Source organism: Myxococcus stipitatus DSM 14675 (assembly GCF_000331735.1).
GTDB classification, from domain to species: domain Bacteria; phylum Myxococcota; class Myxococcia; order Myxococcales; family Myxococcaceae; genus Myxococcus; species Myxococcus stipitatus.
Genome location: NC_020126.1, coordinates 1,413,290 through 1,436,616, shown reverse-complemented (window position 1 = coordinate 1,436,616; position 23,327 = coordinate 1,413,290). Strand labels below are relative to the sequence as shown.

The following is a 23,327-nucleotide window of genomic DNA, read 5'->3' as shown; positions in this document are numbered from 1 at the left end:
CCCCCGTCCGGGAGGGGCCAGGTGCCCCCCCGGAGGAATTGAAGGAGACAGCATCGTGCCGCTCACCGGGAAGCAACGCCGCCATCTGCGCGCGCTCGGACACCACCTGGAGCCGGTGGTCATCGTCGGTCAATCCGGCGTCACCGAGGGCGTCATCGCCGCCGTCGAGCAGGCGCTGCAGGACCACGAGCTCATCAAGGTCAAGATCAACGAAGGCCCGGAGACGCGCCAGGAAGCCTCCGCGCGCATCGCCGAGGGCACGGGCGCGGAGCAGGCCCAATTGCTGGGCCGCACCGCGCTCTACTTCAAGAAGCGCAAGGAGAAGTCGAAGTTCGAGAAGTTCTGACCGGGAGGCCCGCCCCCGCGCTCACTTGCCGGTGAAGCGGGCCTCGCGTCGCTCGATGAAGGACAGGACGCCCTCGGCGGCATCCTCGGACCCCACGAGCGCCAGCAACCGGGGCAGCAGTGCGCGAGCCGCCGCGTCGGGTCCTTCCGTCAGGGCCTGGCGCGCGGACGCGAGTGTCGCCTGCACGCCCAGCGGCGCCTGCTTCGCCACCGTCTCCGCCAGGGCCAGCGCCCGCTCGAGGTGGCGCCCTCGCTCGACGACTTCCTGCACCAGCCCCATGCGGTGTGCCTCGCGCGCGTCGAACTCGTCGCCGGTGAGCAGCCAGCGCATGGCGTTGCCCCACCCCACGCGTTGCGGGAAGCGCAGCGTCGCGCCACCGAACGGGAAGATGCCGCGCTTGATTTCAATCTGCGCGAAGCGAGCGTCCTCGGAGGCCACGGTGATGTCGGCCGCGAGGATGAGCTCGATGGACAGCGTGAGGCACAATCCCTGGGCCGCGATGACGAGGGGCTTGGTCCTCGCGGGGCCGGTGATGCCCCAGGGGTCGATGAAGCCCTCCGCGTAGAGCGGCTCGCCGCTGGCGAACACGGGCGCCACGCTGGCCAGGTCCAGGCCCGCGGAGAAGTGGTCGCCCACCGCGAAGAGGACCATGCAGCGCACGTCGGGGTTCCGGTCCGCCTCCGTCATCGCGGACGAGAGCCCTCGCAGCATGCCGACATCGAAGGCATTGCGCTTCTCCGGGCGATGGATGCCGATGAGCGCGAGGTGTCCGCGCGCTTCCAGGCTGATGCGAGGGTCCGACGAGCTCATGAGCACTCCCAGGTGAGAAGGAGCCCTCATTCTCCGTCACGCGCAGCCGGACACGACCTCGAGCAGACCGCGCCGTCCAACGCAGGACGTTCAAGCCCGCGTGCCCCAGCCCGCCCGGCCCGGAATCAGCGAGTGAAGCCCGCGGTGCTCGCGGCCAGCTCCGCCGCCGCGCCCAACTGCTCCAGCAGCGTGGGGCCGAAGTACTGCCGCCGGGACTCACCGCGCTCGGCGCGAACCAACGAGGGGGCCTCCACGTAGCCCACGTACCCACTCGCGAGGCCCAGCACGCCCGACGCGCCCGTGCGCCGCACCAACTCCGCGCCCGCGTCGACGGTGGGCTCGCCCGGCACCGTCACCAGTTGGAGGGGCCCCAGCACCAGCGCATCCACTTCCGCCACGCGCTCCGAGGAACCACACAGCAGGTTGTCGCCCGCGGCGCGCGTCAGCGAAGGCACCAACCGCGACGCATCCGGCCGAGGCATCGACACCTCCGTGCGCACCAGCGACAGGCGGACGTCGGAGCCCATGGGAGACAGCGGCACCTCCCCCGCGGCCGTCGCGAGAGCGCGCGCGAACGCGGACACGCGCTCCATCCCCTGCCCCTCGGAGAACGCGACCGAGACATTGCCCACGGTGCCCTGCAGCAGCATCGTCACGCCGCTGCCCTCGGACTCGCGAAGGGAGCTGAGCCGCCCGGGATAGTCCGGGTCCACATAGGTGCGCTGACGAGGAACCATCGTCGGGTGCGCGGCGAAGAAGAGCAGCTCCGCCACGGGAGCCGCAGCCCCCCGCAGCACCAGGCGCCGCAGCGTGCCATCCGACTCGGAGCCGCCGCTGCGCGCGTAGACGAACTGGGGCTTCTTCGTCTCGCCCAGCTCCAGCGTCACGTCGGTGAGTGAGGCGGTGGCCTGCTGCAGCGCGCTGCTCGCGGCGGTGGCGATGGCCTCCAGCGAGTCCTCGCGAAAGCGCCCCGTCCCCACCAACTGCGACACCAGCCGAGGGTCATACCCTCCCAGCGAGGAGTGGCTATGCGTGGCCAGCACCAGCACATCCTCGAGCCCCGAGGAGCGAGCCAGCTCACGCACCCGCGCCGTGACGGAGTCCGTGACGAACAACAGCTCCAGCGACACCACGCCGACGCGAGAGCCGTTCACCTCCAGCACCACCGCGCGAGCATGGAGCGGAGGGTCGGCCTCCTTCGCCTCGGCGCGAGGGGGCGCGTAGCCGGCGACCACCACGGGGAACGGAGGGTTCAGCGCGACCTTCGCGGCGCCAGCGCGCAAGGGGCCAGCCGCCTTCACCTGCGACAGCAACACGGGCGCGCGCTCTTCCCAGGTGCCGCACCAGTTCCAGGAACCCAATGCATAAGCGGCACCCACGGTGAGCAGGACCAAGGGAAACACGGAACGCCAGGAGGCTCGTCGCGAAGATGCCATGCAGTGAGCAGACTAACGGTCCAGTGCACATCCCGCGAGGCTCGTGTGCCCACATCGGCCGACTTCGGTGTCGGCTGGAATACCCACCGAAGGGGCGTGCGTTCCTGTTCCGCTCACCGCCCGAAAGGAGTAAGGCAGCGCGCCATGTGCGGCATCTTCGGAATCACGGGACACGTTGAGGCCTCCAACCTGACGTACTTGGGGCTGCACGCCCTGCAGCATCGCGGGCAGGAGTCCGCGGGTATCGTCTCCTCGGATGGCCACGGCCTCCGAGCTCACCGCCAGATGGGACTGGTCGCGGACATCTTCGACGCGCCAGTGCTCGCCGGCCTGCCAGGTCAGTCCGCCATCGGCCACGTCCGTTACTCGACGGCGGGCGGCAGCCTGCTGAAGAACGCACAGCCGCTCTTCGTGCAGTACGCGGGAGGGCAGTGCGCCATCGCGCACAACGGCAACCTCATCAACGCGGCCGCGTTGAAGGAGAAGCTGGAGGCCGACGGAGCCATCTTCCAGTCGGACGCGGACACGGAAGTCATCATGCACCTGCTGGCGCGCTCCAAGCAGCCGACCTTCGAGCAGAAGCTCGTCGAGGCGCTGCGCAAGGTGGAGGGCGCCTACAGCCTGCTGGTGCTGACGGAGAACAAGCTGGTCGCGGTGCGCGACCCGCTGGGCATCCGGCCGCTGGTGCTGGGGCGGATGAAGGAAGGCGCGTACGTGCTCGCCAGCGAGACGACGGCGCTGGACCTCATCGAGGCGGAGCTGGTGCGTGAGCTGGAGCCGGGCGAGGTGCTCGTCATCGAGAATGGCGTGCTGCGCACGAGCAAGCCCTTCGCGGAGCCCGCCCGGCTGGGGCGCTGCATCTTCGAGCAGGTGTACTTCGCGCGTCCGGACTCGGTGTTGTTCGGCAGCAGCGTGTACGAGGTGCGCAAGCGGATGGGCATGCAGCTGGCGCGAGAGCAGCCGGTGCCCGCGGCGGACCTGGTCATCGCGGTGCCGGACTCGGGAGTGGCGGCGGCCATCGGCTTCTCGCAGCAGAGCGGGATTCCGTATGACGTGGGCCTCATCCGCAGCCACTACGTGGGCCGCACGTTCATCGAGCCGCAGCAGTCCATCCGTCACTTCGGCGTGAAGCTGAAGCTGTCGGCGGTGAAGCACGTGCTCAAGGGCAAGCGCGTGGTGGTGGTGGACGACTCCATCGTCCGAGGCACCACGAGCCGCAAGATCGTGAAGATGCTCAAGGCGGCGGGAGCGACGGAGGTGCACCTGCGCATCTCTTCGCCACCGACGAAGTGGCCCTGCTTCTACGGCATCGACACGCCGAGCCGGCAGGAGCTCATCGCCGCGAGCCACACCACGGACGAAATCGCCCGCTACGTCACGGCGGACTCGCTGGGCTACATCTCCATCGAGGGCCTGGGCGAAGCGGTGGGAGACGCCGATCGAGGCAGCTTCTGCACGGCGTGCTTCTCCGGCCAGTACCTGCTGGGCGAGATGGCGCCGGGAGCACCGGAGCAGAGCAAGCTCACCGCCTGACGCGAGCGTCGAGCGAATGAAGCACCCAGGCCCCCTGCCCTTCACCGGGTGGGGGGCCTTCGACGTTCTTGGGGGTCAGTTCCGGTTGTCGTGCTTGATGCCTTCGCGAACCTCGCCGAGGGCTTGCTCCGTCAGCGCGATGGCCTTCACGCGGTGCCCACCCTTGTCGGGGGAGGCGTTCTGGAGGGCGCTGAGCGCCTTCTCCAGGTGGACCACCGCATCCCGCATGCGGGGCTGGCGTTCGGCGTGGGCCTGCTGGGCGAAACCACCGAGGAAGAAGGCAACAGCGGCGGCGAGGACGATGCGGCGCATCAAGGGCTCCTGAGCAGTGTCCCTCACCAACCCAGGAGCCGACCGAAGGTTAATTCGAAGGCGGAAGTGCCCCCGCGATGAAGTCCGTGAGGTCGGCAGGAAGAGGCGCCTCGAACGAGACCTCCACGCCCGTGCCCGGATGCGGGAACACGATGCGCGCGGCATGCAGCGCATGGCGGGGAAGCCGCAGTCGGGCCCAGGCCTCGGGCTCCAGGGAGTGCTTGCTGAAGCGGTCGAAGTAGCCGGGGTCCGGGCCGTACATCTTGTCGCCCACGAGGGGAAAGCCCGCTTCGCGCAGGTGGATGCGAATCTGGTGCTGGCGCCCGGTCTCCGGAAAGCAGCGCAGCAGCGCGAAGGGGGCACCTTCGCGAGAGAAGCGCTGGAGCACCTCGAACCGGGTGCGGCTGGGCTTGCCCTCCACCGGGTCGATGCGCACGGCGATGCGGATGAGCTCGGTGCCCTCCGCGATGGGCGCATCCACGACGAAGGAGTCTTCACGCGGATGTCCTTCGCAAATCGCGAGGTACTCCTTGTGGACGTCGCGGGAGACGAAGAGGCGGCCCAGGACTCGGCACGCCTCGGTGGTGCGGCCGCAGACGACGAGTCCGCTCGTCTCCCGGTCCAAGCGGTGCGCGGGCTCGGCGAAGCGTTCACCGAAGCGCTCGCGCAGGATGGAGACGAGCGTCCCCTTGTGGTACCGCGCGGTCGGATGGATGGGCAGGCCCGCGGGCTTGTCGAGCACCAGCAGCCAGTCGTCCTGCGCCACGACGGGGAGCTCGGTGGGAGTCTCCGGCTCCTCGCTGCCAGGGCGGCGCAAGCGGAACGCCATGCCGGGGTACACGGGCGTGGAGGGCTTCAACCGACGCTCGTCGCAGTGCACGCCGCGGAGGATGATGCCGGCCAGCCGCTCACGAGGCATGCGGCGCAGCTTCTGGCCCAGGTAGTCCTCCAAGCGCCAGCCCGCGTAGTTGGGCTCGACGACGAAGGGGATGTCGACGAAGCCCTCGGGAACGGAGGCACTCGCGCCGGGTGCCGCCTGCTCAGAGGAGGACGCGTCCTCCGTCGATGACTCCCTCTCGCCGCGCATGACTCCGCGCTCTAGCACGGCGAAGGCCGCCACACAGTCCGAACAGCCTCGGACGAACGGGCGGTGCTGCGCCAGGACCCTCGAGCAGCCTCAACGAGACAAGGGCCCGAGCGCGACCCGTTCCAGGGCGAGCTCCGCCACGACCATCAGGCAGCCGCGGCGAGGCACGCAGCGCCTCGCGACGGAACGAATTCGCTCACGCCCGCACCTCGCGAACACGCCTCGCTGCCCCTCACGCGGACACGGCGATGCGAGCCGCGCCTCGCGAGTCCTCGAGGAAGCGCGCGAAGACGTCCGCGATGCGCTCCCCCGAGCGCCCATCCCAGAACTCGGGAACGCGCCCCTTCTTGCCCTCTCCCGAGAGCGCACGGTCCGCGACGGCGCGGATGCGGTCCGGGTCGGTCCCCACGACTTCGTTCGTCCCTTGCTCCACGGTGATGGGACGCTCGGTCTGCTCGCGCAAGGTGAGGCAGGGAACGCCGAGCGCGGTGGTCTCCTCCTGGAGCCCTCCCGAGTCCGTGAGGACGAGCCGGGCCTGCGACGTCAGCGCGAGGAACTCCAGATACCCCATCGGGTCCACGGGGCGCAGGTTCGGGCTGCGCTCGAAGCAGACACCCAGGCCCTGCTCGGTCATCATCTTCCGCGTGCGCGGGTGCACCGGGAAGATGACCGGCAGCTTCGAGGCCACATGGACCAACGCGGCGAGCAGCCCCCCCAGCACCTTCGGGTCGTCCACGTTCGACGGCCGATGCAGCGTACACACCGCATAACCCCGCGGCTCCACCCCCAGCCCCTTCAGCACGGGCAACTGCTCCGCCTTCTCCTTCGACGTGAGCAGTGAGTCGATCATCACGTTGCCCACCAGGTGGATGCGCGACGCGTCCACGCCCTCCTTGAGCAGGTTCGCATCCGCGTCGCGCGAGGGCGTGAGCAGGAGGTCCGACAGCCGGTCGGTGACGACGCGGTTGATCTCCTCCGGCTGGTGCTGGGAGTGGCTGCGCAGGCCCGCCTCGACATGGGCCAGGGGAATCGCCAGCTTCGACGCCACCAGCGCGGCGGCGATGGTGCTGTTGACGTCGCCCACGACGGAGACGATGTCCGGCTGGTGCGACAGGAAGACGGTCTCCAGCTCCACCATCATCCGGGCCGTCTGCTGCGCATGGCTGCCCGAGCCGATGCCCAGGTGCTCATCCGGCTTCGGCAATCCGAGGTCCGAGAAGAAGACATCACTCATCTTCGCGTCGTAGTGCTGCCCCGTGTGGATGAGCACTTGTTGGAGCGACGTCCGCGCGGCGATGGCACGGTAGATGGGCGCGACCTTCATGAAGTTCGGGCGCGCGCCGACGATATGGAGGACCTTCTTCATGTCGCCAGCCAAGCTAGGCACGGCGGGTCGGATGCCTAGTGGCCCCGGGGAGACTCACCTTCGAGCGACCAGCGTCCGTCCTGAATCTGATAGACGGAGTGCGCCATGCCCTCCTCCCGAACCGTCGCCGTCATCCCCGCCCGCCATGCCAGCACCCGGTTCCCGGGCAAGCCGCTCGCGCTCATCGCAGGTCGCCCCATGGTGGAGCACGTCTGGCGACGCTGTCAGGAGGCGGGAGTCTTCGACGAGATTTGCGTGGCCACGGACGACGAGCGCATCCGCGCCACCGTGGAGGGCTTCGGGGGCCGCGCGGTGATGACCAGTCCCCACTGCGCCACGGGCACGGACCGCGTGGCGGAAGTGGCGCGCGCGCGAACCGACGTGGACGTGTGGGTGAACGTCCAGGGTGACGAGCCCCTGGTGGACCCGGAGGCCCTCAAGGCCCTCGCCGGACTCTTCGCGGACCCCACCGTGCGCATGGGCACTCTCGTCCGGCCGCTCGAGACCGACGAAGCGGAGAGCCCGCACGTGGTGAAGGCCGTGCTCGCGCTCAACAGCGACGCCCTCTACTTCAGCCGCAGCCTCGTCCCTCACGCCCGGGAGCCCGCGGCCCGAGTCCCCCGCTGGGGCCACATCGGCCTGTACGGCTACCGCAGGGAGGTGCTCCTCGAGCTCGCGGAGCTCGCGCCCACGCCGCTCGAGGAGACGGAGAAGCTGGAGCAACTCCGGGCCCTGGAGAACGGCATCGCCATCCGCTGCGCGCGCGTCTCCTGGCGCACGGTGGCGGTGGACATCCCCGAGGACGTCGCGAAGGTCGAAGCCGTCATGCGCCAGAAGGGCCTGCTGTAACCCCTCTCGCCGCCTTCGCGGTGGACACGCCTCCGCCCACCGCGAAAGCCGCCTCCCTCACAGCATCGGCAAGTCGTCGGTGTGGGGCCCCAACGGGAACGCGGCGTCGATGCGAGCGATATCCGCCGCCGTGAGCTCCACCATGCTCGCCGCCGCGTTGTCCTTCAGGTGGGCCAGGCGGCTCGACTTCGGGATGGCGAACAGCGACGGCCGCCGCACGAGGAACTGGAGCGCCACCTGTCGAGGCGTGGCGCCATGCGCCCGAGCGACGTCCGCCAGCACCCGGCCTCCCTCACTGTCGGGCGGGGGGAAGTTCCCGTTGCCGAAGGGGCTGTAGCCCACCACCGCGATGCCGCGCGCCTCGCACCAGGGCAACACGGAGTGTTCGATGGCGCGCTCTTCCAGGTGGTAGAGCACCTGGTTGCAGGCGATGCGCTGGGGCTTCGTGAGGGACAGGAGCTCCTCCAGGTCCGACACCGCGAAGTTGCTCACCCCCCACGAGCGAATCTTCCCATCCGCCACCAGCTTCTCGAAGGCGCGCACCGTCTCCGCCAGCGGATGCGAGCCCCTCCAATGCAGCAGGTAGCAATCCAGCCAGTCGGTGCGCAGCTTCTTCAGGCTCTTCTCGCAGGCGGCCAGCGTGCCCGCGTAGGACGCATTCGACGGCATCACCTTCGACACGAGGAAGATTTCGTCCCGGCGGCCCGCGATGGCCTCGGACACGATGAGCTCCTCGACGCGGCCACTGCCATACAGCTCCGCGGTGTCCACGTGGGTGAGGCCCAGGTCCAACCCCGCGCGCAGTGAACGGATGGCCTCCGCGCGGTCATCGCCCTCCATCTGCCACGTCCCTTGCCCCAGGACGGGCACATGCTTCCCGGTACCACCGAAGATGTGCTGCTCCATGACCTACCTCCGTGTCCGAAAGGATGAGCTGCTCCCACCCGCCCCGACAGCGCGTAGCCGTGCGAACCCAAGGACTCCGCGCTAGTCTCCGCGAGTGTCCGCCTCCCCGTCTCCCTCCAAGTCCCGCCCCCCCTCGCGCTTGACGTTGCGTCGCCTGCTCACGCTGGCGAGGCCCGAGCTTCCCACGCTTGTCGTGGGCACGCTCTTTCTCTTCATCAGCAGCGTGGCCACCCTCGCCTTTCCCCGAGCCATCGGCGACCTCGTCGACGAGGCACTCGGTGCCCGGAGCCGCGAGCGCCTGGACACCATCGCCCTGGTGATGTTCTGCGTCTTCGTCGTGCAGGGCGTGGCCATGGCCCTGCGCGTCTATCTTTTCAGCACCGCCGGCGAGCGCGTCGTGACGCGGCTGCGCAAGCGCCTGTTCCAGAGCCTGTTGTCCCAAGAGGTCGCGTTCTTCGACGAGCGTCGCACCGGTGAGCTCACCAGTCGACTGGCCTCCGACACCAGCGTCCTGCAGAACACCGTCACCACCAACATCTCCATGACGCTGCGCTACACCCTCCAGGCGCTGGGGGGCGTGGTGCTCCTCTTCTTCACGTCCCCGCGCCTCACCCTGGTGATGCTCGCCATCATCCCCGCCGTCGCCATTGGCGCGGTGGTGTATGGCCGGCGCGTTCGCGTCCTGTCGCGTCAGGTGCAGGACGCGCTCGCCGCCTCCAGCGAGGTGGCCGAAGAGGACCTCTCCGGCATCCGCACCGTGCGCTCCTTCGCCGCGGAGAGTCACGAGGTGGAGCGCTACAGCGCCGCGGTGGACCGGGCGCTCGAGCTCGCCAAGACGCGCGCGCGCCAGTCCGCGGTGTTCATGGGCATCGCCTCCATCGCCATGTACGGCTCCACCGCGGCCATGCTCTGGTACGGCGGCCGGCTGGTGGTGGACGGAGCGCTCAGCGTGGGCGCCCTCACCTCGTTCCTCATCTACACGTCGCTGGTCGCGCTCTCCCTGAGCGCCGTCGCGGAGGTGTGGGCGGACTTCATGCGCGCCAGCGGCGCCGCCGAGCGCGTCTTCGAGCTGATGGACCGCGAGCCCGCCATCCCCTCCGGCGGACAGACGCTGGCCGCGGTGAAGGGCCACGTGGAGTTCCGCGCGGTGCGCTTCGCCTACCCCACCCGCTCGGACGTTCCCGTGCTCCAGGGAATGGACCTGGAGATGAGGCCCGGCGAGGTGGTCGCCGTCGTCGGCCCCTCCGGCGCGGGCAAGTCCACGCTCGCCTCGCTCCTGTCGCGCTTCTACGACCCGCAGGGCGGCGCGGTGCTCTTGGACGGACAGCCGCTCACCTCGCTCGAGCCGGAGTGGCTGCGGCGCAACATCGGAATGGTCGCGCAGGAGCCCCAGCTCTTCTCCTGCTCCATCGCGGACAACATCCGCTATGCCCGGCCAGACGCCACGCAGGAGGAGGTGGAGGAGGCCGCGCGCGCCGCCAACGCCCACGACTTCATCCAGCGCTTCCCGGAGGGCTACGCCACCCCCGTCGGCGAGCGCGGAGTGCAGCTGTCCGGCGGACAGAAGCAGCGCGTGGCCATCGCCCGCGCGGTGTTGAAGGACCCTCGCCTGCTCATCCTCGACGAGGCCACCAGCGCCTTGGACGCGGAGAGCGAGCACCTGGTGAAGGACGCGCTGGAGCGGCTGATGAAAGGTCGCACCACGCTCATCATCGCGCACCGCTTGTCCACGGTGGCCAACGTGGACCGCGTGCTCGTGCTGGAGGGAGGCCGCATCGTCCAGAGCGGCACCCACGCAAGCCTCATGGGCCAGGAGGGCCTGTACCGCAGGCTGGTGGAGCGCCAGTTCGTCGCGGCCTGAAGGGCTGCTCGCCACTCAGGCCCGCACTAATGCTTCCGGAAAGTGGCGCGCAATCCCGTGGGTGATTACTTCTTCGGCCGCAAGAAAGGAGGTGATGCCTTGATCGACAGCAAGAATCAGGCGTCCACCTCCGCCAAGGCGGCCTGAAGTCAGCCCCCAAGGCGGTGGAAGACGCCCGAGGTAACGAGGGCCCGTTTCCGCGCACACGCGGGAACGGGTCTTTTACTTTCCCCCGGGAATGGAGTCCCTGAGAGACTGTTCCAACCGCCCGGGGGGAGTGGCCGACCTTTTTGTACCCATCCGGGAGATTTGCCGTGTCCATCACCCCGTGCCCCAGCCCACTTCCCACCGCGTTGCGCGATGAGGAGGCCGTCCAGGCTCAGCGCAACCTCTACTGCCCCAACTACGACGCCTGCTTGCACATGGTCGTCAAGCGGGGCTGGGAGGGCTGGAGCTGCCGTAACTGTGACTTGCGCGACTTCCGTGTCGGACAACCTGACGTCCGCGAGTTCGCGGTCTCCCGCTCGGGTGGTTGGGACGGAAACTGAGTCGGCGTCAGCCGGAGCACCGAGCGGCCCCTCGACCGGCGCAGAATAATTGACGCATCCCTGCCCTACTTGGCAGAACGGGATATGCGCTCCAAGAAAACCAAGTTCATTTTCGTGACGGGCGGAGTGGTCAGCTCCCTCGGCAAGGGCCTCGCCTCGGCCTCTATTGGCGCCCTGCTGGAGAATCGCGGCCTCGCCGTCACGCTGCTGAAGCTGGACCCGTACATCAACGTGGATCCGGGCACGATGAGCCCGTTCCAGCATGGCGAAGTGTTCGTCACCGAGGATGGTGGCGAGACAGACATGGACCTGGGCCACTACGAGCGCTTCACGAACGCTCGGATGAGTCGGCTCAACAACTTCACCTCGGGCCGCATCTACCACGCCGTCATCATGAAGGAGCGTCGCGGCGAGTACCTGGGCAAGACGGTGCAGGTGATTCCGCACGTCACCGACGAAATCAAGGCGAGCATCCGCCAGGCGGCCCAGGACGCGGACGTGGTGATCGTGGAGGTCGGTGGCACGGTGGGCGACATCGAGTCGCTGCCGTTCCTCGAGGCCATCCGTCAGATGCGCTACGACGTGGGCAGCCAGAACGCCGTCTACGTGCACCTGACGCTCCTGCCGTACATCGGCGCCGCGGGCGAGGTGAAGACCAAGCCCACGCAGCACTCGGTGATGAAGCTGCGCGAGATTGGCATCCAGCCCGACTTCCTCGTGTGCCGCACGGACCGCGAGGTGTCGCGCGAGCTCAAGGACAAGATCGCCATGTTCTGCAACGTGGACACGGGCAACGTGTTCACCTCGCCGGACGTGCGCAGCATCTACGAGCTGCCCCTGGAGCTGCACCGTCAGGGCCTGGATGACCGGCTGGCGGAGGTGCTCAACATCTGGAGCCGCGCGCCGCACCTGGAGCGCTGGGAGAACATCCTGCGCAAGGTGTACGAGCCCGCGCGAGGCCAGGTGCAGGTGGCCATCGTCGGCAAGTACGTGAACCTCACGGAGAGCTACAAGAGCCTCAACGAGGCCCTGCTGCACGGCGGCATCGCCAACGACGTGAAGGTCAACCTGCACTTCGTGGACAGCCAGGACGTGGAGGCGCAGGGGCCGGAGAAGCTGCTCGCCGGCGTGGACGCCATCCTCGTCCCCGGCGGGTTCGGCGTGCGGGGCACCGAGGGGAAGATCGCGGCGGTGCGCTACGCGCGGGAGAAGAAGATTCCCTTCTTCGGCATCTGCCTGGGCCTCCAGATGGCGGTGGTGGAGTTCAGCCGGGGCGTGCTGGGCCTGACGACGGCCAACAGCCTGGAGTTCAGCGAGCACACGCCGCACCCCGTCGTGACGCTGATGGAGAGCCAGGTGTCGGTGCAGGACAAGGGCGGCACCATGCGGCTGGGCAGCTACGCCTGCGCGCTGAAGCCCGGCACGCGCGCGCACCAGCTCTACGGCCAGGACCTCATCCAGGAGCGCCACCGTCACCGCTACGAGGTGAACAACGCCTACCGAGGGCGTCTGCAGGAGGCGGGGCTGGTCATCTCCGGCCACAATCCGGAGCTGAACCTGGTGGAGATGATTGAGTTGTCGGACCACCCGTACTTTGTTGGGTGTCAGTTCCACCCCGAGTTCAAGAGCAAGCCCTTCGCCCCTCACCCTCTCTTCTCCGGCTTCATCAAGGCCGCGCTGGACCAGCGCGACGCGACGGCCGGCCAGGTGCGCGCATGAGCGCCAGCAGCAGCCTTCCCATCACCCTGTGTGGCCACAAGGTCGGCCCGGGACAGAAGCTTTTTGTCATTGCCGGCCCGGACAGCATCGAGTCCGAGGAGATGGCCCTGAAACATGCTCACTTGCTCAAGGGCATCACCAGCCGGCTGGGCGTGCCCTACGCCTTCAAGTGCTCCTACGACAAGGCCAACCGGACGAGCGGGAAGTCCTTCAGAGGCCCGGGTCTCCGGGAAGGGCTGCGCATTCTAGCGCGTATCAGGGATGAAGTGGGCGTCCCGGTCCTCACGGACGTCCATGAAACCAGCCACGTAGGTCCTGCCTCGGAAGTTGTGGATATCATCCAGATACCGGCGTTCCTGTGCCGGCAGACAGACCTGGTGGAGGCCGTGGCTCGCACGGGCAAGGGCGTGAATTTGAAGAAGGGACAATTCGTGGCCCCCAAGGACATCGTCCACTCGGCGCGCAAGGCGTTCGAGGCGGGCAACCCCAACGTGCTCGTCACGGAGCGGGGCTCGTCCTTCGGCTACAACAACCTGGTTGTCGACATGCGAGGCTTCGCGCAGATGCGCGAGGCGGGCCTGGCCGTGTGCTTTGACGCCACGCACTCCGTGCAATTGCCCAGCGCGGGCAACGGAGAGACGGCGGGTGAGCGGAAGTTCGTCTCGCTGCTCGCGCGCTCCGCCGCGGCCGCTGGCATCGACGCCTTGTTCACCGAAGTCCACGAGGACCCTGACCGTGCCCTGTGTGACGGTCCGTGCTCCCTCAATCCCCAGATGTTCGAGGACGTGGTACGAAATGTGCTGAACATCCGCCGGGTGTTGGGACACGAGCCCAGCTGATGAACACGCCAAGAGAAGGAGCCGAGCGACTCATGCCGACGGAAGCACTTTCCAAGCCGGGAAAGGAAGAGCTGACGTCCCGCGCGGCACGCGTGCGGCTGCTTGTCTTTGACGTGGACGGGGTGCTCACCGACGGCGGCCTGTATTACGGCGACGGCGGGGAGCTGATGAAGCGCTTCGATGTGAAGGATGGCCACGCCCTGGTCATGGCCCGACTGTCGGGCCTGCCCGCCGCCATCCTCACCGCCCGCACCTCAGGCATCGTGGAGGCACGCGGGCGGGAGCTGGGCCTGGCGGCAGTGTTTCAAGGCCGCAAGGACAAGGGTGCCGCACTGGACGAGCTGCTCCGGCAGTTGGATGTCCCCCCGGGCGAGTGTGCCTACATGGGGGATGACCACAACGACCTGGCCCCACTCTCGAAGGTGGGCTTGTCCGCGTGTCCCGCGGATGCTGTTCCCGAGGTGCGTCAGGAGGTCCACTTCGTCACCCACAGCCCAGGCGGCCGAGGCGCCGCTCGGGAGCTCGTGGAGCTGGTCCTCAAGTCCCGAGGTCTCTGGGACGGGGCCGTGGGTCTGATGAGGGGGACTGATGGACGCAGTGCGCAGAGAGGTTGAAGGAAACCCCGTATTCAAGGTAGGTGGTTGATTCCATGGGCAGCGGAATGATGCAGCAAGAGGGGAGTACGGCGATGACGGACCAGCTCTACACGACGCACGACATCAGTCGTTTGCTTCAGGTGGATCCGTCCACGGTGAGCAAGTGGATTGACCGGGGCATCCTGATGGCCTTCAGGACGCCGGGCGGCCACCGCCGGGTGCGGTCCGCGGACCTGCGCACGTTCCTCATCACCCACCAGATGCCGGTTCCCGAGGAGCTGGGCAGCGGCACGGTGCGCCTGCTGGTGGTGGACGACGAGCGCGCGGTGCTGGACGCCATCAAGCGCGCGTTCAAGCCCTTCGCGGCGCAGGTGGAGCTGCAGACGACGACGAGCGGCGTGGAGGCCCTGCTGCTGGTGTCCGAGCAGAAGCCGCACGGCATGATCATCGACCTCAACATGCCGGACATCGACGGCCTCGAGGTCTGCCGCCGCATCCGTCAGCGCAAGCAGATGGAAGGCGTGCGCCTCATCACCATGACGTCCGTGCACACCGCCGACGTGGTGGAGCAGTCGAAGCAGGCCGGCGCGCTGGCGTGCCTGGCCAAGCCGCTGGATGTACAGCAGGTGCTGGAGCTGTTCCGCGTGCCCATCTCGCTCAGCGCCAAGCGCTGAAGCGCGGAGGGCTTCCGCCACCCCCTCGCGGAAGCCCTCGACAGGGGTGAAGTAGGGAGAGGAAGCCGCGCCGTTACCGGCGGACAGCGGCCTCCCAGGAGGGGTGTGCGCGCGATTCAGCTCTGGACCTTGACCTCGATGACGCGGGGCTTGGATTCCTCACGCCGGGGCAGTGTCAGCGTCAGCACGCCTTGCTCGTAGCGCGCCTCCACCTGGGTGGCGTCCACCGTCTCCGGCAGGGAGAACGAGCGCGTGAAAGCCCCCTGGGCTCGCTCCTGGCGTCGCACGTTGACGCCCTCGGCCAAGGGCTGCGCCTTGCGCTCCGCCTTCACGGTGAGCACGTCGCGCTCCACCGTCACCTGGATGTCCTTCGCGTCCACCCCCGGGATGTCGAGGTGCAGGGTGATGCCCGCCTCGGACTCGAGGATGTCGGCGGCCGGCGCGCGCTCGCGCGGGGCCTGACGGAAGAAGCCGGGCTGGCCCAGCTCGCGGAAGAGCGCGTCGAAGTCGCGCATCAGGGGGTTCACCACCACGGCGGAGTTGAACGGGTTGCGGCTATGCATGGTCTTCTCCTGTTCGTGACACCCATCGCGGGTGCACGGCATGTGAATCACAGACGGTGTCCTGGTTCGCGGTCGCCTCGGGCTCCCCTTCGGGGCTCCAGCGCCGCCTCACAAGACTCAAGAGAACCATGCTCCGGGACGTGTCAAGCAACGCCCCCGCCCCGCCCGCGGCCCTCGCGCCAGGGCCGCCTGCCTGCCCTCCAGTCCGCCGAAAGAGCCCTGGGGGTGGGTTCGTCCGGGGTCAGTCGTCCTCGCGGCCCAGGGTGACGCCGACGGCCTCCTCGGCGCGGGCGACGTGGACAGTCCACGGGCGGCAGCACACCGGGCAGTCCTCGATGTAGTGCTCGTCGGTGGCGCCAATGGGGTCCACGTCGACCTCCACCTGTTCGCCGCAATAGGGGCACTGCAGGACAGCGGCTTCCGCGAAGGGTTGCATGGTGGCGCCTCCTCGCCCAAGAAGCGGGCAAATGCGTCGCGGACTCAGCGTCCGCGCGTTCAGACGGTAGACTCTCGAGCCATGGCTTCTCCTTCCCGCAATCGCATTGGCGACATCCTCGTCAAGGCCCGCGTCATCGACGACCTTCAGCTGCGCAGCGCCCTGGCCACTTTCGACCAGTGGGGAGGGCGGCTGTCGCGCATCGTCGCGGACCTGGGGCTGGCCAGCGAGGACACCGTCACCGAGGCCATCTGCCAGGGCCTGGGGATGCAGCGCGTGCAACTGGGCAACATCACGCGCGACGCGGGAGCACTGGCGCGCGTGGACATCACGCTCGCGGAGCAGAAGGGCGTCTTCCCGGTGTCGCTCAAGGACAACGGCAAGACGCTGGTGCTGGCCATGGCGGACCCCACGGACCTGGGCACCCTGGACCAGGTGGCGCAGCGCAGCCGCGCCCGGGTGGTGCCCATGGTCGCGGGCGAGCGCGAAATCGAGCACGCGATTCTGCGCCACTATCGCAATCAAGAGCCCGTCATCAGCACGCGCTTCAACCCGTCGCGAAACACGTCTTCTGAAACACAAGCACCTGTCGACGAGCCTGAAGATGAGTTCAAGGTCGTCGACATGAGCGGCAAGACGGTGGTGAAGCGCATCGCCGACATCGTCCCGCCCGACTCGCCGGCCACCGCGCCCGCGCCGCGTCCCGCGGAGAAGCTCGCTCCGGCCGCGGCGGCGGGTTCGAGCGCGGCGGATATCCTGGATGAAATCCTGACCGGTGGCGCGCCCTCCTCCGAGTGGACCGAGGAGGACTTGCAGCGACTGCAGACGCTCCAGCAGAACCAGGAGAAGAGCTCCAAGATCCTCCGCGCCCTGCTGGAGCTGCTGTTGGAGAAGGGCCAGCTCCAGCAGCGCGAGCTGGCCGCGCGGATGCGGCTGTAGTCGCGGCTCAGCCTGCTTCCTGGAGCTCGCGTCCGGTGAGCCCCAGGAGGTAGAGGATGGTGTCCAATCCGCCCGCTGAAATCGATGTATCAGCGGCCTCTCGAAGCCGAGGCTTGGCGCGGAAGGCGATTCCCAATCCCGCGCGCTCCAGCATCAGCAAGTCATTGGCGCCATCGCCCACCGCGATGACCTGCTCCAGCAGGATGCCTTCCTGCTTCGCCAATTGCTCCAGCAGCTCCGCCTTGCGACGCGCGTTGACGATGGGGCCCACGGTGCGGCCGGTGAGCTTTCCATCCGATTCCTCGAGCACATTGGAGAAGGCATGGTCGATGCCGAGCCGCGCCTTGAGCGCCTCGGCCGCCACGGAGAAGCCTCCGCTGATGACCGCGGTGCGGTAGCCCAGGCGCTTGAGCACCTTCACCAGCGTCTCCGCGCCCTCCGTCAGCGGCAGGTTCGCCGCGAGCTGGCGCAGCACGGAGACATCCAGTCCCGCCAGCAACGACACGCGCTGACGCAAGGACTCGTCGTAGTCCATCTCACCGTGCATGGCGCGCTCGGTGATGCGAGACACCTGCTCCCCCACGCCATACGCCCGCGCGAGCTCGTCGATGACCTCGATGCGGATGAGCGTGGAGTCCATGTCCATCACCACCATCCGCTTGCTGCGGCGGAACAAGCTCTCGCGCTGCAGCGCCACGTCGAAGGTGTTGTCGCGCATGGACAGCGCCAGCAGCGAGCGCTTCAGCGCCTCCGGGTCCACCGACGCAGGCAGCGTGACGTGCAGCTCCACCGAGCCCAGGTGCGTGTGCGTCAGCCGGACGATGCGCTCCACGAGCGCGCCCTGCTCGGACAGGTGCGACGTCAGCGAGTGCAGCTCGCGAGCGCCCAGCGCGCGCCCCACGGCGGTGACGACGTAGCGAGCCGCCACGGGACTCGCGGCGACGTCCGGCGACTCCACCGCCTGGAAGTCGAGCGCCACGCCCAGCTCCCGAGCCGCGAAGAGCAGCTCCTTCGGGACGCCACGTGTGTCGGGCAGACGAACGAGCAGGCACAGCGTGAGGCGGCCCTGCACCACCACCTGCTCCACGTCGAGCAGCTCCGCGCCCGCCTGGGCCAACAGGCCCGTGAAGCGGGAGGTGATGGAGGGATGGTCCTTGCCCGTGACGGTGATGAGCAGGCAACCAGAGGAAGTCGAGGTCATGGCGCGCGGACAATGCCACGCCCCTCTCGCCAACGGGGCGGGCTTCACGGGCGCATGACGCAAGGCCCTGTCACGAAGCCCGGGGGGCTTCCAGCCAGGTGATGAGCCAGGGTCCCTCGCGCCCCGAACCGCCGAGTCCCGACGCAGACCGCTGCATGCGAACGGCAGCAGTCCTCGCCACCAGGTCACACCGGCTCATCGGGAGCGCACCAGCCCCCCGCGAATGGGGTGGCGACGAGGCGCATGCACCCTCACCCCGCGGAACTGTCGGGCTGATGACAGAACCCCCGGGAGGAACACGCGGTCCCCACCCGGGCGAACGACCGGTGCGGGCTTCAGCAGCCCGCGCCCGGACTCACATCACGACTGCGGCTGCTGTTGCTGCGGCGCATCCGACGAGAGGACGAGGTCCCCGCGCGTGAGGAACTCCTTCTCGGGGAACGCCTTGTAGAAGTCCTCGAGCATGGCATCCACGTCCGGGTAGCGCTGCTCGCGCTTGTCCTGGGTGGCCTTGTCGAAGAGCTGGTCCAGCCCGCTGGGCGCCTCGGGGTTGACCTCCGAGGGAAGCGGCGAGCGGCGGCCGGGAATCTGCCCGGTGAGCATCTCGTAGAGCATGATGCCCAGGCCGTAGATGTCCGCGGACGGGCCCGGCTCCTTGGGTCCCCGGTTCATCAGCTCCGGGGCCATGTAGGCCATGCCGCCGGTGCCCACGAAGACCTGGGGCATGCCCTTGGTCGAGTCCACCTCCACCACCCGGCCCAGACCGAAGTCGGCCAGCTTGGCATTGCCGTACCCGTCGAAGAGGACGTTCTCCGGCTTGAGGTTGTGGTGCGTCAGCCCCACGGCGTGCGCGGCGCGCAGGCCATAGGCCATCTGCAGGAACGTGCGCAGCGCGAAGGGCACCGGCACGCCGCTGCCACCCCCGGCCTCCAGCCGCTCCTTCAGGCTGCCGTTCATCAGCTCCAGCACGAAGTAGGGGCGCGCGGCCTCCACGTTCTGGTCCACCACCTGGACGATGCCGGGGTGGCGCACCTGGGCCTGCGCGCACAGCTCCTTCTTCAGCCGCTTGAGCACCTCCCCCCGCTGGAGGAAGGAGAAGTAGCCGAAGATGTCCTTGAGTTCCTTGAGGCAGATGTCCAAGCCCAGCGCCGTGAAGCGGCCCTTGAACACCGTGCCCAGCGGGCCCGTGCCGATGGGGTCGAACTTCTGGTAGCGCAGGTCCAGCTCATTGCCCTTCGGAGCGGCGGGCGCGGCGGCAACAGGAGCAGCGGTGGCGGCGGGAGGGGGCATGGAGGCAGTCGCGGACGGCGGAGGAGAGGCAAGGGGCTGCGGCGACGCGGGCGCCGTGGGAGCAAGTCCGATGGACGTCTCCCGGCGCCCCTCGGGAACCGCGGGGCTGACCAGCGCCACGGGCGAGGCGGCCGGAGCCGGTGCGGGCACCTGGGACGTGTTCGGCGGCGGCGTCAGGTCCAACGCGGGCATGGCCGAGCGCGAGGCCCGCATGGGAGGCATGGGCGGCGGCGAGGGAGGCAGCGAGATTTGCGTCTGCGCCGTGGGAACGACCTCCGTCTCGTCCAGCAACAGCTCCGGAGGAGGCGGCGGGACGACCATCGGCTCCTCGGTCCCCTGCGCCACGGGCGGCTCGTCCTCGGCGGAGGCGAGCTGGTCGGCGAAGAACTCCCCCACCTCCGTGGAGAAGCGGTCCGAAAGCTCCCCACCCGCCACGCGCTCGCCCTGCTCGGTGAGCTTGAGCTGGGCCTCGCGGTCCATGGCGATGTAGTGGAACTTGCGCAGGAAGAAGAAGTAGTTGTCGAACTCGAGCGAGACGGACGGTTCGAGCGAGGCCTTCACATCGGCCAGTTTGTTCGAGCGTCCTAGTCGGCCGTTCTCCCTCAGGTTTCGGAGGATGAACAGCGCCTCGCCACTGACGGCGTCGCGGTTGATGGCGGCCTTCGGCATGGGTAGGCGACTCTACGACGCCCGCCCGCCATCACTCAACGTGGGACTGCCGGTACCCGGGCGTCTTCACTTGATGCGAAGGAGCTGCTTCACCGTCTCCAGCACCTCGACGAACTTCACGGGCTTGCGCAGGTAGATATCCACGCCCAGTTGCAGCGCGCGGTCCTGCGCCTCCTTGCCTCCCGCCGAGATGGCGATGACGGGGATGGCCCTGAGGGCCTCTTCCTCGCGGATGCGCTCCACCAGGGCGAAGCCGTCCATCACCGGCATGTAGAGGTCCGTCATCACCAGGCTGAAGCGGCTCTCGCGCAGCATCAGGAGCGCGTGGTGGCCGTCCGGCGCGAAGTGGACCTCCAGGGGGACCTTCCCGTGCAGCTCTCCCGAGGCCAGCTTCTTCAGGACGTAGCTGTACATCTCGATGATGTGCGGGTTGTCCTCGACGATGAGCACACGGTAGCCCTCGTGCTCGACGTGGGACGCGTGGCTGTTGGGTCCTGCCGCACTCAAGATGTCACCCAGTCTCCGCCTGTCCTCCGCGCGCTCGACGCGGACGCCGACACCTCCGGGCTGATCGAAGCCCGCGGGCCTCACCCAGGCCACGATGCCGGTGACTTCTACCGGATCCAGCAGTCCCGGGAAAGAAAGTGCGAGCCGCACCTCGTCTCCCAGGGTGAAGACCTGGTCGGTCTGGACGAAGAGTCCCGTATGGGACAGGTTCTCCGTGACGTCACGCGCCTGGCGCCCGTCCGCGTACTCCACCTTCAGCACGGCCGGGACCCGGGGGTGCTGACGCTTGTTCTCTGGTCCCGGGGTCATAACAAGGGGTTGAAATCGCTCGGCAATTTGCTGATGGCGGCCCAGTGTAGCGTCGAGGGTTTATGTTGACAACGCGGCCTTTGGAGCAATACGTAGCCCCCCGCCATGGCGGAGCCCCTGTTCACTCCTGAAGAGCAGAAGAAGTTCGACGCGGGTATCGCGGAGATCATCTCCCACTACCCCTCTGATCGCAAAAGCGCGGGCATGCTCCCGGCGCTGCGGCTGCTCCAGGAGATCAAGGGCTGGCTGCCGCCCGAAGGCCTCCGGCTGGTCGCGAAGCATCTGGAGGTGACTCCGGAGCGCGCCTACGAGGTCGCGAGCTTCTACGTGATGTACCACCTGAAGAAGCCGGGCAAGTACGTCGTGGATGTCTGCACGAACCTGTCCTGCTCGCTCTGGGGCGCGGAGAAGATGCTCGCGTACCTCGAGGAGAAGCTCGGCCTCAAGGCGGGTGAAGCCAACGAGAAGTTCACCTTGCGCGAGACCGAGTGCCTGGCCTCCTGCGGCACCGCGCCGTGCCTGCAGATCAACGAGGACCACCACGAGAGCCTCACCCGCGCCAAGCTGGACGCCATCCTGGCCAAGCTGAGCTGAAGCCCACTCCTTTCACTTCTCAGGTAGGACGTCATCACATGGCCTCTACGGCAAAGGGCATCGACCCGATCATCTCGGCGGCCTGGGGCAAGCCGCAGTCCTGGACTCTCGACAGCTACAAGAAGCGCGGTGGCTACGAGGGCCTGAAGAAGGCGCTGGAGATGCAGCCGGCCGCCATCATCGACGAGGTGAAGAAGTCCAACCTCCGCGGCCGCGGCGGCGCCGGCTTCCCCACGGGCCTCAAGTGGAGCTTCGTCCCGAAGGACAGCCCCAAGCCCAAGTACCTGGCCGTCAACGGCGACGAGTCCGAGCCGGGCACCTTCAAGGACCGCTACATCCTCGAGGACGACCCGCACATGATGCTGGAGGGCATCGCCATCGCGTCGTACGCGCTGGGCGTGCACACCTGCTACGTGTACCTGCGCGGTGAGTTCAAGTTCCCCGCGGAGCGCTGCCAGGCCGCCATCGACGAGGCGTACAAGGCGGGCATCTTCGGCAAGAAGCTGATGGGCAAGGACTTCGAGCTCAACTGCTACCTGGTCCGCGGCGCCGGCGCGTACATCTGCGGCGAGGAGACCGCGCTCCTGGAGAGCCTCGAGGGCAAGAAGGGCTGGCCGCGCCTGAAGCCGCCCTTCCCCGCGGTGGTGGGCCTGTTCGGCTCCCCCACGGTGGTGAACAACGTGGAGACGCTCGCGAGCGTGCCCCACGTCTTCACGGGGGGCTCCGACTGGTACGCGAAGCTGGGCACGGACAAGTCGGGCGGCACGCGCCTGGTCTGCCTGTCGGGCACGGTGAACCGCCCCGGCGTCTACGAAGTGTCCATGTTCACCACGCTCGCGGAGCTCATCTACGACGACAAGTACGGCCGAGGCATGCCGGCGGGTCGCAAGGTGAAGGCCGTGATTCCGGGCGGGTCCTCGGCGCCGGTGCTGGGCGCGGACGAGCTGGACGTGGCCATGGAGTTCGAGGCCCTCAAGGTCAAGCAGACCATGGCGGGCTCCGGCGGCGTCATCGTCATGGACGACTCCACCTGCATGGTGCGCAGCCTGTGGCGCGTGGCGCGCTTCTACGCGGAAGAGTCCTGCGGCCAGTGCACGCCGTGCCGCGAGGGCACGCCCTGGCAGACGCGGCTGTTGCGCAAGATCGAGGAAGGGCGCGGCGAGCCCGGCGACATCGACATGCTGTCGAACGTGGCCTCGTCCATCGCTCCCTACCCGCCCATCGGCCTGGGCAACACCATCTGCGCGCTGGGCGACGCCGCGGCGCTGCCCACGCACTCGTTCCTGATGCGGTTCAAGGACGAGTTCGAGGCTCACATCCGCGAGAAGCGCTGCCCGTTCGGCGACAAGCCCTGGGGTTCGTTCGGAGACTGGTCTTGAACATCGAGCTCATCCTTTTCGGGGCGTTCGCGCTCCTGACGCTGCTGTCGGCCGGCACGGTCATCTTCGCGCGGAGCCCCATCAACTCCGCCATGGCCCTGGTCTCCACGTTCTTCTTCCTGGCGGGCCTGTACGTCCTGCTCTGGGCGCACACCGTCGCCATCCTCCAGGTGATGGTCTACGCGGGCGCCATCATGGTGCTCTTCCTGTTCGTCATCATGCTGCTCAACCTGGGCGAGTCCCCCACGCGGGGCAAGCCCACGCTGGCGCGCATCGTGGGTGGCGCGGCGACGGTGGGCCTCCTGGTGGTGCTGGGAATCGTCCTGCTGAAGCTGCCGGCCGGCGCGCCTCCGACGATGAGCGCGGCGACGCAGGCCAGCTTCGGCACCATGGCCACGCTGGGTCAGACCATCTTCACCCAGTGGCTGCTCCCCTTCGAGGCGGTGAGCTTGCTGCTCCTGGTGGCGATGGTGGGCGCGGTGGTGGTGGCCAAGTCGCGAATCTGATCGCCCCGACCCCCCCAAACTTTCTGTGCTAGATGGCGGCGCAGGTCGCCCG

Annotated in this window: 24 protein-coding genes; 13 read left to right on the top strand and 11 right to left on the bottom strand. The window is 68.2% G+C overall.

Annotation, left to right across the window (positions count from 1 at the left end; genetic code table 11):
• Positions 1 to 55: 55 nt before the first annotated feature.
• The gene (gene yhbY / locus MYSTI_RS05720; RefSeq protein WP_015346761.1) at positions 56 to 346 is read left to right on the top strand and encodes a ribosome assembly RNA-binding protein YhbY; all 291 of its coding nucleotides are present in this window, start codon (positions 56 to 58) and stop codon (positions 344 to 346) included.
• A 21-nt stretch (positions 347 to 367) separates the two neighbouring features.
• Here yhbY and MYSTI_RS05715 read toward each other — a convergent pair whose 3' ends face one another.
• Both MYSTI_RS05715 and MYSTI_RS05710 read right to left on the bottom strand, forming a co-directional pair.
• Positions 368 to 1,156 carry a crotonase/enoyl-CoA hydratase family protein gene (locus tag MYSTI_RS05715; RefSeq protein ID WP_015346760.1) on the bottom strand — a complete coding sequence of 263 codons (789 nt, stop codon included), beginning with the start codon at positions 1,154 to 1,156 and terminating at the stop codon, positions 368 to 370.
• A gap of 125 nt (positions 1,157 to 1,281) precedes the next feature.
• Positions 1,282 to 2,592, bottom strand: a complete 1,311-nt coding sequence (locus MYSTI_RS05710) for a neutral/alkaline non-lysosomal ceramidase N-terminal domain-containing protein (protein WP_044278958.1) — start codon at positions 2,590 to 2,592, stop codon at positions 1,282 to 1,284.
• 144 nt (positions 2,593 to 2,736) lie between these two features.
• Between MYSTI_RS05710 and purF the strand changes: the two genes are divergently transcribed.
• Entirely contained in the window at positions 2,737 to 4,125 is a 1,389-nt protein-coding gene (purF, locus tag MYSTI_RS05705) for an amidophosphoribosyltransferase (protein ID WP_015346758.1), read from the top strand.
• A 75-nt stretch (positions 4,126 to 4,200) separates the two neighbouring features.
• Here the strand turns inward: purF and MYSTI_RS05700 are convergent, their stop codons facing one another.
• The 3 genes from MYSTI_RS05700 to wecB all read right to left on the bottom strand — a co-directional run bounded on the left by MYSTI_RS05700 (position 4,201) and on the right by wecB (position 6,890).
• A complete protein-coding gene (locus MYSTI_RS05700; protein WP_015346757.1) occupies positions 4,201 to 4,437 on the bottom strand; it encodes a hypothetical protein in 237 nt (78 codons plus the stop codon).
• A gap of 49 nt (positions 4,438 to 4,486) precedes the next feature.
• Positions 4,487 to 5,524 (bottom strand): RluA family pseudouridine synthase, encoded by a 1,038-nt coding sequence (locus MYSTI_RS05695; protein ID WP_015346756.1) that lies wholly within the window; start codon positions 5,522 to 5,524, stop codon positions 4,487 to 4,489.
• A gap of 232 nt (positions 5,525 to 5,756) precedes the next feature.
• A complete protein-coding gene (gene wecB, locus MYSTI_RS05690; RefSeq protein WP_015346755.1) occupies positions 5,757 to 6,890 on the bottom strand; it encodes a non-hydrolyzing UDP-N-acetylglucosamine 2-epimerase in 1,134 nt (377 codons plus the stop codon).
• Positions 6,891 to 6,995: 105 nt separating this feature from the next.
• Here wecB and kdsB point away from each other — a divergent pair, with 105 nt between their 5' ends.
• Entirely contained in the window at positions 6,996 to 7,739 is a 744-nt protein-coding gene (gene kdsB / locus MYSTI_RS05685; protein ID WP_015346754.1) for a 3-deoxy-manno-octulosonate cytidylyltransferase, read from the top strand.
• 57 nt (positions 7,740 to 7,796) lie between these two features.
• Here kdsB and MYSTI_RS05680 read toward each other — a convergent pair whose 3' ends face one another.
• The gene (locus MYSTI_RS05680) at positions 7,797 to 8,645 is read right to left on the bottom strand and encodes an aldo/keto reductase (protein WP_015346753.1); all 849 of its coding nucleotides are present in this window, start codon (positions 8,643 to 8,645) and stop codon (positions 7,797 to 7,799) included.
• Positions 8,646 to 8,784: 139 nt separating this feature from the next.
• On the opposite strand from MYSTI_RS05680, the gene MYSTI_RS05675 reads away from it, so the two are divergent.
• The 6 genes from MYSTI_RS05675 (at position 8,785) to MYSTI_RS05655 (ending at position 14,882) form a co-directional block, all read left to right on the top strand.
• Complete coding sequence (locus MYSTI_RS05675) at positions 8,785 to 10,506, top strand: ABC transporter ATP-binding protein (protein ID WP_420811513.1); 1,722 nt, start codon at positions 8,785 to 8,787, stop codon at positions 10,504 to 10,506.
• Between the two features lie 314 nt (positions 10,507 to 10,820).
• Entirely contained in the window at positions 10,821 to 11,054 is a 234-nt protein-coding gene (locus tag MYSTI_RS41560) for a hypothetical protein (RefSeq protein WP_015346751.1), read from the top strand.
• A gap of 84 nt (positions 11,055 to 11,138) precedes the next feature.
• On the top strand, positions 11,139 to 12,773 hold the full coding sequence (locus tag MYSTI_RS05670; protein WP_015346750.1) for a CTP synthase: 1,635 nt from the start codon (positions 11,139 to 11,141) through the stop codon (positions 12,771 to 12,773).
• The gene (gene kdsA, locus MYSTI_RS05665; RefSeq protein WP_015346749.1) at positions 12,770 to 13,612 is read left to right on the top strand and encodes a 3-deoxy-8-phosphooctulonate synthase; all 843 of its coding nucleotides are present in this window, start codon (positions 12,770 to 12,772) and stop codon (positions 13,610 to 13,612) included. Before MYSTI_RS05670 ends, kdsA begins: the two co-directional genes overlap by 4 nt.
• 32 nt (positions 13,613 to 13,644) lie before the next feature.
• Complete coding sequence (locus tag MYSTI_RS05660) at positions 13,645 to 14,226, top strand: KdsC family phosphatase (protein WP_015346748.1); 582 nt, start codon at positions 13,645 to 13,647, stop codon at positions 14,224 to 14,226.
• A 35-nt stretch (positions 14,227 to 14,261) separates the two neighbouring features.
• A complete protein-coding gene (locus MYSTI_RS05655) occupies positions 14,262 to 14,882 on the top strand; it encodes a response regulator (RefSeq protein WP_015346747.1) in 621 nt (206 codons plus the stop codon).
• 116 nt (positions 14,883 to 14,998) lie between these two features.
• Here MYSTI_RS05655 and MYSTI_RS05650 read toward each other — a convergent pair whose 3' ends face one another.
• Together MYSTI_RS05650 and MYSTI_RS05645 are read right to left on the bottom strand one after the other, a co-directional pair.
• The gene (locus tag MYSTI_RS05650; protein ID WP_015346746.1) at positions 14,999 to 15,445 is read right to left on the bottom strand and encodes an Hsp20/alpha crystallin family protein; all 447 of its coding nucleotides are present in this window, start codon (positions 15,443 to 15,445) and stop codon (positions 14,999 to 15,001) included.
• A gap of 241 nt (positions 15,446 to 15,686) precedes the next feature.
• Positions 15,687 to 15,881, bottom strand: coding sequence for a CPXCG motif-containing cysteine-rich protein (locus tag MYSTI_RS05645; RefSeq protein WP_015346745.1), 195 nt, complete (start codon positions 15,879 to 15,881; stop codon positions 15,687 to 15,689).
• Between the two features lie 81 nt (positions 15,882 to 15,962).
• Between MYSTI_RS05645 and MYSTI_RS05640 the strand changes: the two genes are divergently transcribed.
• Positions 15,963 to 16,820: a GspE/PulE/PilB domain-containing protein gene (locus MYSTI_RS05640; RefSeq protein WP_015346744.1), complete on the top strand. Its 858-nt coding sequence runs from the start codon at positions 15,963 to 15,965 to the stop codon at positions 16,818 to 16,820.
• Between the two features lie 7 nt (positions 16,821 to 16,827).
• Here the strand turns inward: MYSTI_RS05640 and serB are convergent, their stop codons facing one another.
• The 3 genes from serB to MYSTI_RS05625 form a co-directional block, all read right to left on the bottom strand.
• Entirely contained in the window at positions 16,828 to 18,021 is a 1,194-nt protein-coding gene (gene serB, locus MYSTI_RS05635) for a phosphoserine phosphatase SerB (protein ID WP_015346743.1), read from the bottom strand.
• Between the two features lie 360 nt (positions 18,022 to 18,381).
• Positions 18,382 to 19,980 carry a serine/threonine-protein kinase gene (locus MYSTI_RS05630; RefSeq protein WP_015346742.1) on the bottom strand — a complete coding sequence of 533 codons (1,599 nt, stop codon included), beginning with the start codon at positions 19,978 to 19,980 and terminating at the stop codon, positions 18,382 to 18,384.
• A gap of 66 nt (positions 19,981 to 20,046) precedes the next feature.
• A complete protein-coding gene (locus tag MYSTI_RS05625) occupies positions 20,047 to 20,796 on the bottom strand; it encodes a TIGR02266 family protein (protein WP_015346741.1) in 750 nt (249 codons plus the stop codon).
• 105 nt (positions 20,797 to 20,901) lie between these two features.
• Between MYSTI_RS05625 and MYSTI_RS05620 the strand changes: the two genes are divergently transcribed.
• From MYSTI_RS05620 to MYSTI_RS05610, 3 genes are read left to right on the top strand one after another with little or no spacing between them, the layout of a single operon-like run.
• Complete coding sequence (locus MYSTI_RS05620) at positions 20,902 to 21,390, top strand: NADH-quinone oxidoreductase subunit NuoE family protein (RefSeq protein ID WP_015346740.1); 489 nt, start codon at positions 20,902 to 20,904, stop codon at positions 21,388 to 21,390.
• Between the two features lie 38 nt (positions 21,391 to 21,428).
• Positions 21,429 to 22,769, top strand: a complete 1,341-nt coding sequence (nuoF, locus tag MYSTI_RS05615; RefSeq protein WP_015346739.1) for an NADH-quinone oxidoreductase subunit NuoF — start codon at positions 21,429 to 21,431, stop codon at positions 22,767 to 22,769.
• Positions 22,766 to 23,275, top strand: coding sequence for an NADH-quinone oxidoreductase subunit J family protein (locus MYSTI_RS05610; protein WP_015346738.1), 510 nt, complete (start codon positions 22,766 to 22,768; stop codon positions 23,273 to 23,275). Before nuoF ends, MYSTI_RS05610 begins: the two co-directional genes overlap by 4 nt.
• The last annotated feature ends 52 nt before the right edge of the window (positions 23,276 to 23,327 follow it).

Excerpts from the sequence above, each read along its gene's own strand:
- MYSTI_RS05715 (WP_015346760.1), bottom strand. The coding sequence starts at position 1,156 with ATGAGCTCGTCGGACCCTCGCATCAGCCTGGAAGCGCGCGGACACCTC.
- MYSTI_RS05710 (WP_044278958.1), bottom strand. The coding sequence starts at position 2,592 with ATGGCATCTTCGCGACGAGCCTCCTGGCGTTCCGTGTTTCCCTTGGTC.
- purF (WP_015346758.1), top strand. The coding sequence starts at position 2,737 with ATGTGCGGCATCTTCGGAATCACGGGACACGTTGAGGCCTCCAACCTG.
- MYSTI_RS05700 (WP_015346757.1), bottom strand. The coding sequence starts at position 4,437 with ATGCGCCGCATCGTCCTCGCCGCCGCTGTTGCCTTCTTCCTCGGTGGT.
- MYSTI_RS05695 (WP_015346756.1), bottom strand. The coding sequence starts at position 5,524 with ATGCGCGGCGAGAGGGAGTCATCGACGGAGGACGCGTCCTCCTCTGAG.
- wecB (WP_015346755.1), bottom strand. The coding sequence starts at position 6,890 with ATGAAGAAGGTCCTCCATATCGTCGGCGCGCGCCCGAACTTCATGAAG.
- kdsB (WP_015346754.1), top strand. The coding sequence starts at position 6,996 with ATGCCCTCCTCCCGAACCGTCGCCGTCATCCCCGCCCGCCATGCCAGC.
- MYSTI_RS05680 (WP_015346753.1), bottom strand. The coding sequence starts at position 8,645 with ATGGAGCAGCACATCTTCGGTGGTACCGGGAAGCATGTGCCCGTCCTG.
- MYSTI_RS05670 (WP_015346750.1), top strand. The coding sequence starts at position 11,139 with ATGCGCTCCAAGAAAACCAAGTTCATTTTCGTGACGGGCGGAGTGGTC.
- kdsA (WP_015346749.1), top strand. The coding sequence starts at position 12,770 with ATGAGCGCCAGCAGCAGCCTTCCCATCACCCTGTGTGGCCACAAGGTC.
- MYSTI_RS05660 (WP_015346748.1), top strand. The coding sequence starts at position 13,645 with ATGCCGACGGAAGCACTTTCCAAGCCGGGAAAGGAAGAGCTGACGTCC.
- MYSTI_RS05655 (WP_015346747.1), top strand. The coding sequence starts at position 14,262 with ATGGGCAGCGGAATGATGCAGCAAGAGGGGAGTACGGCGATGACGGAC.
- MYSTI_RS05650 (WP_015346746.1), bottom strand. The coding sequence starts at position 15,445 with ATGCATAGCCGCAACCCGTTCAACTCCGCCGTGGTGGTGAACCCCCTG.
- MYSTI_RS05645 (WP_015346745.1), bottom strand. The coding sequence starts at position 15,881 with ATGCAACCCTTCGCGGAAGCCGCTGTCCTGCAGTGCCCCTATTGCGGC.
- MYSTI_RS05640 (WP_015346744.1), top strand. The coding sequence starts at position 15,963 with ATGGCTTCTCCTTCCCGCAATCGCATTGGCGACATCCTCGTCAAGGCC.
- serB (WP_015346743.1), bottom strand. The coding sequence starts at position 18,021 with ATGACCTCGACTTCCTCTGGTTGCCTGCTCATCACCGTCACGGGCAAG.
- MYSTI_RS05630 (WP_015346742.1), bottom strand. The coding sequence starts at position 19,980 with ATGCCGAAGGCCGCCATCAACCGCGACGCCGTCAGTGGCGAGGCGCTG.
- MYSTI_RS05625 (WP_015346741.1), bottom strand. The coding sequence starts at position 20,796 with ATGACCCCGGGACCAGAGAACAAGCGTCAGCACCCCCGGGTCCCGGCC.
- MYSTI_RS05620 (WP_015346740.1), top strand. The coding sequence starts at position 20,902 with ATGGCGGAGCCCCTGTTCACTCCTGAAGAGCAGAAGAAGTTCGACGCG.
- nuoF (WP_015346739.1), top strand. The coding sequence starts at position 21,429 with ATGGCCTCTACGGCAAAGGGCATCGACCCGATCATCTCGGCGGCCTGG.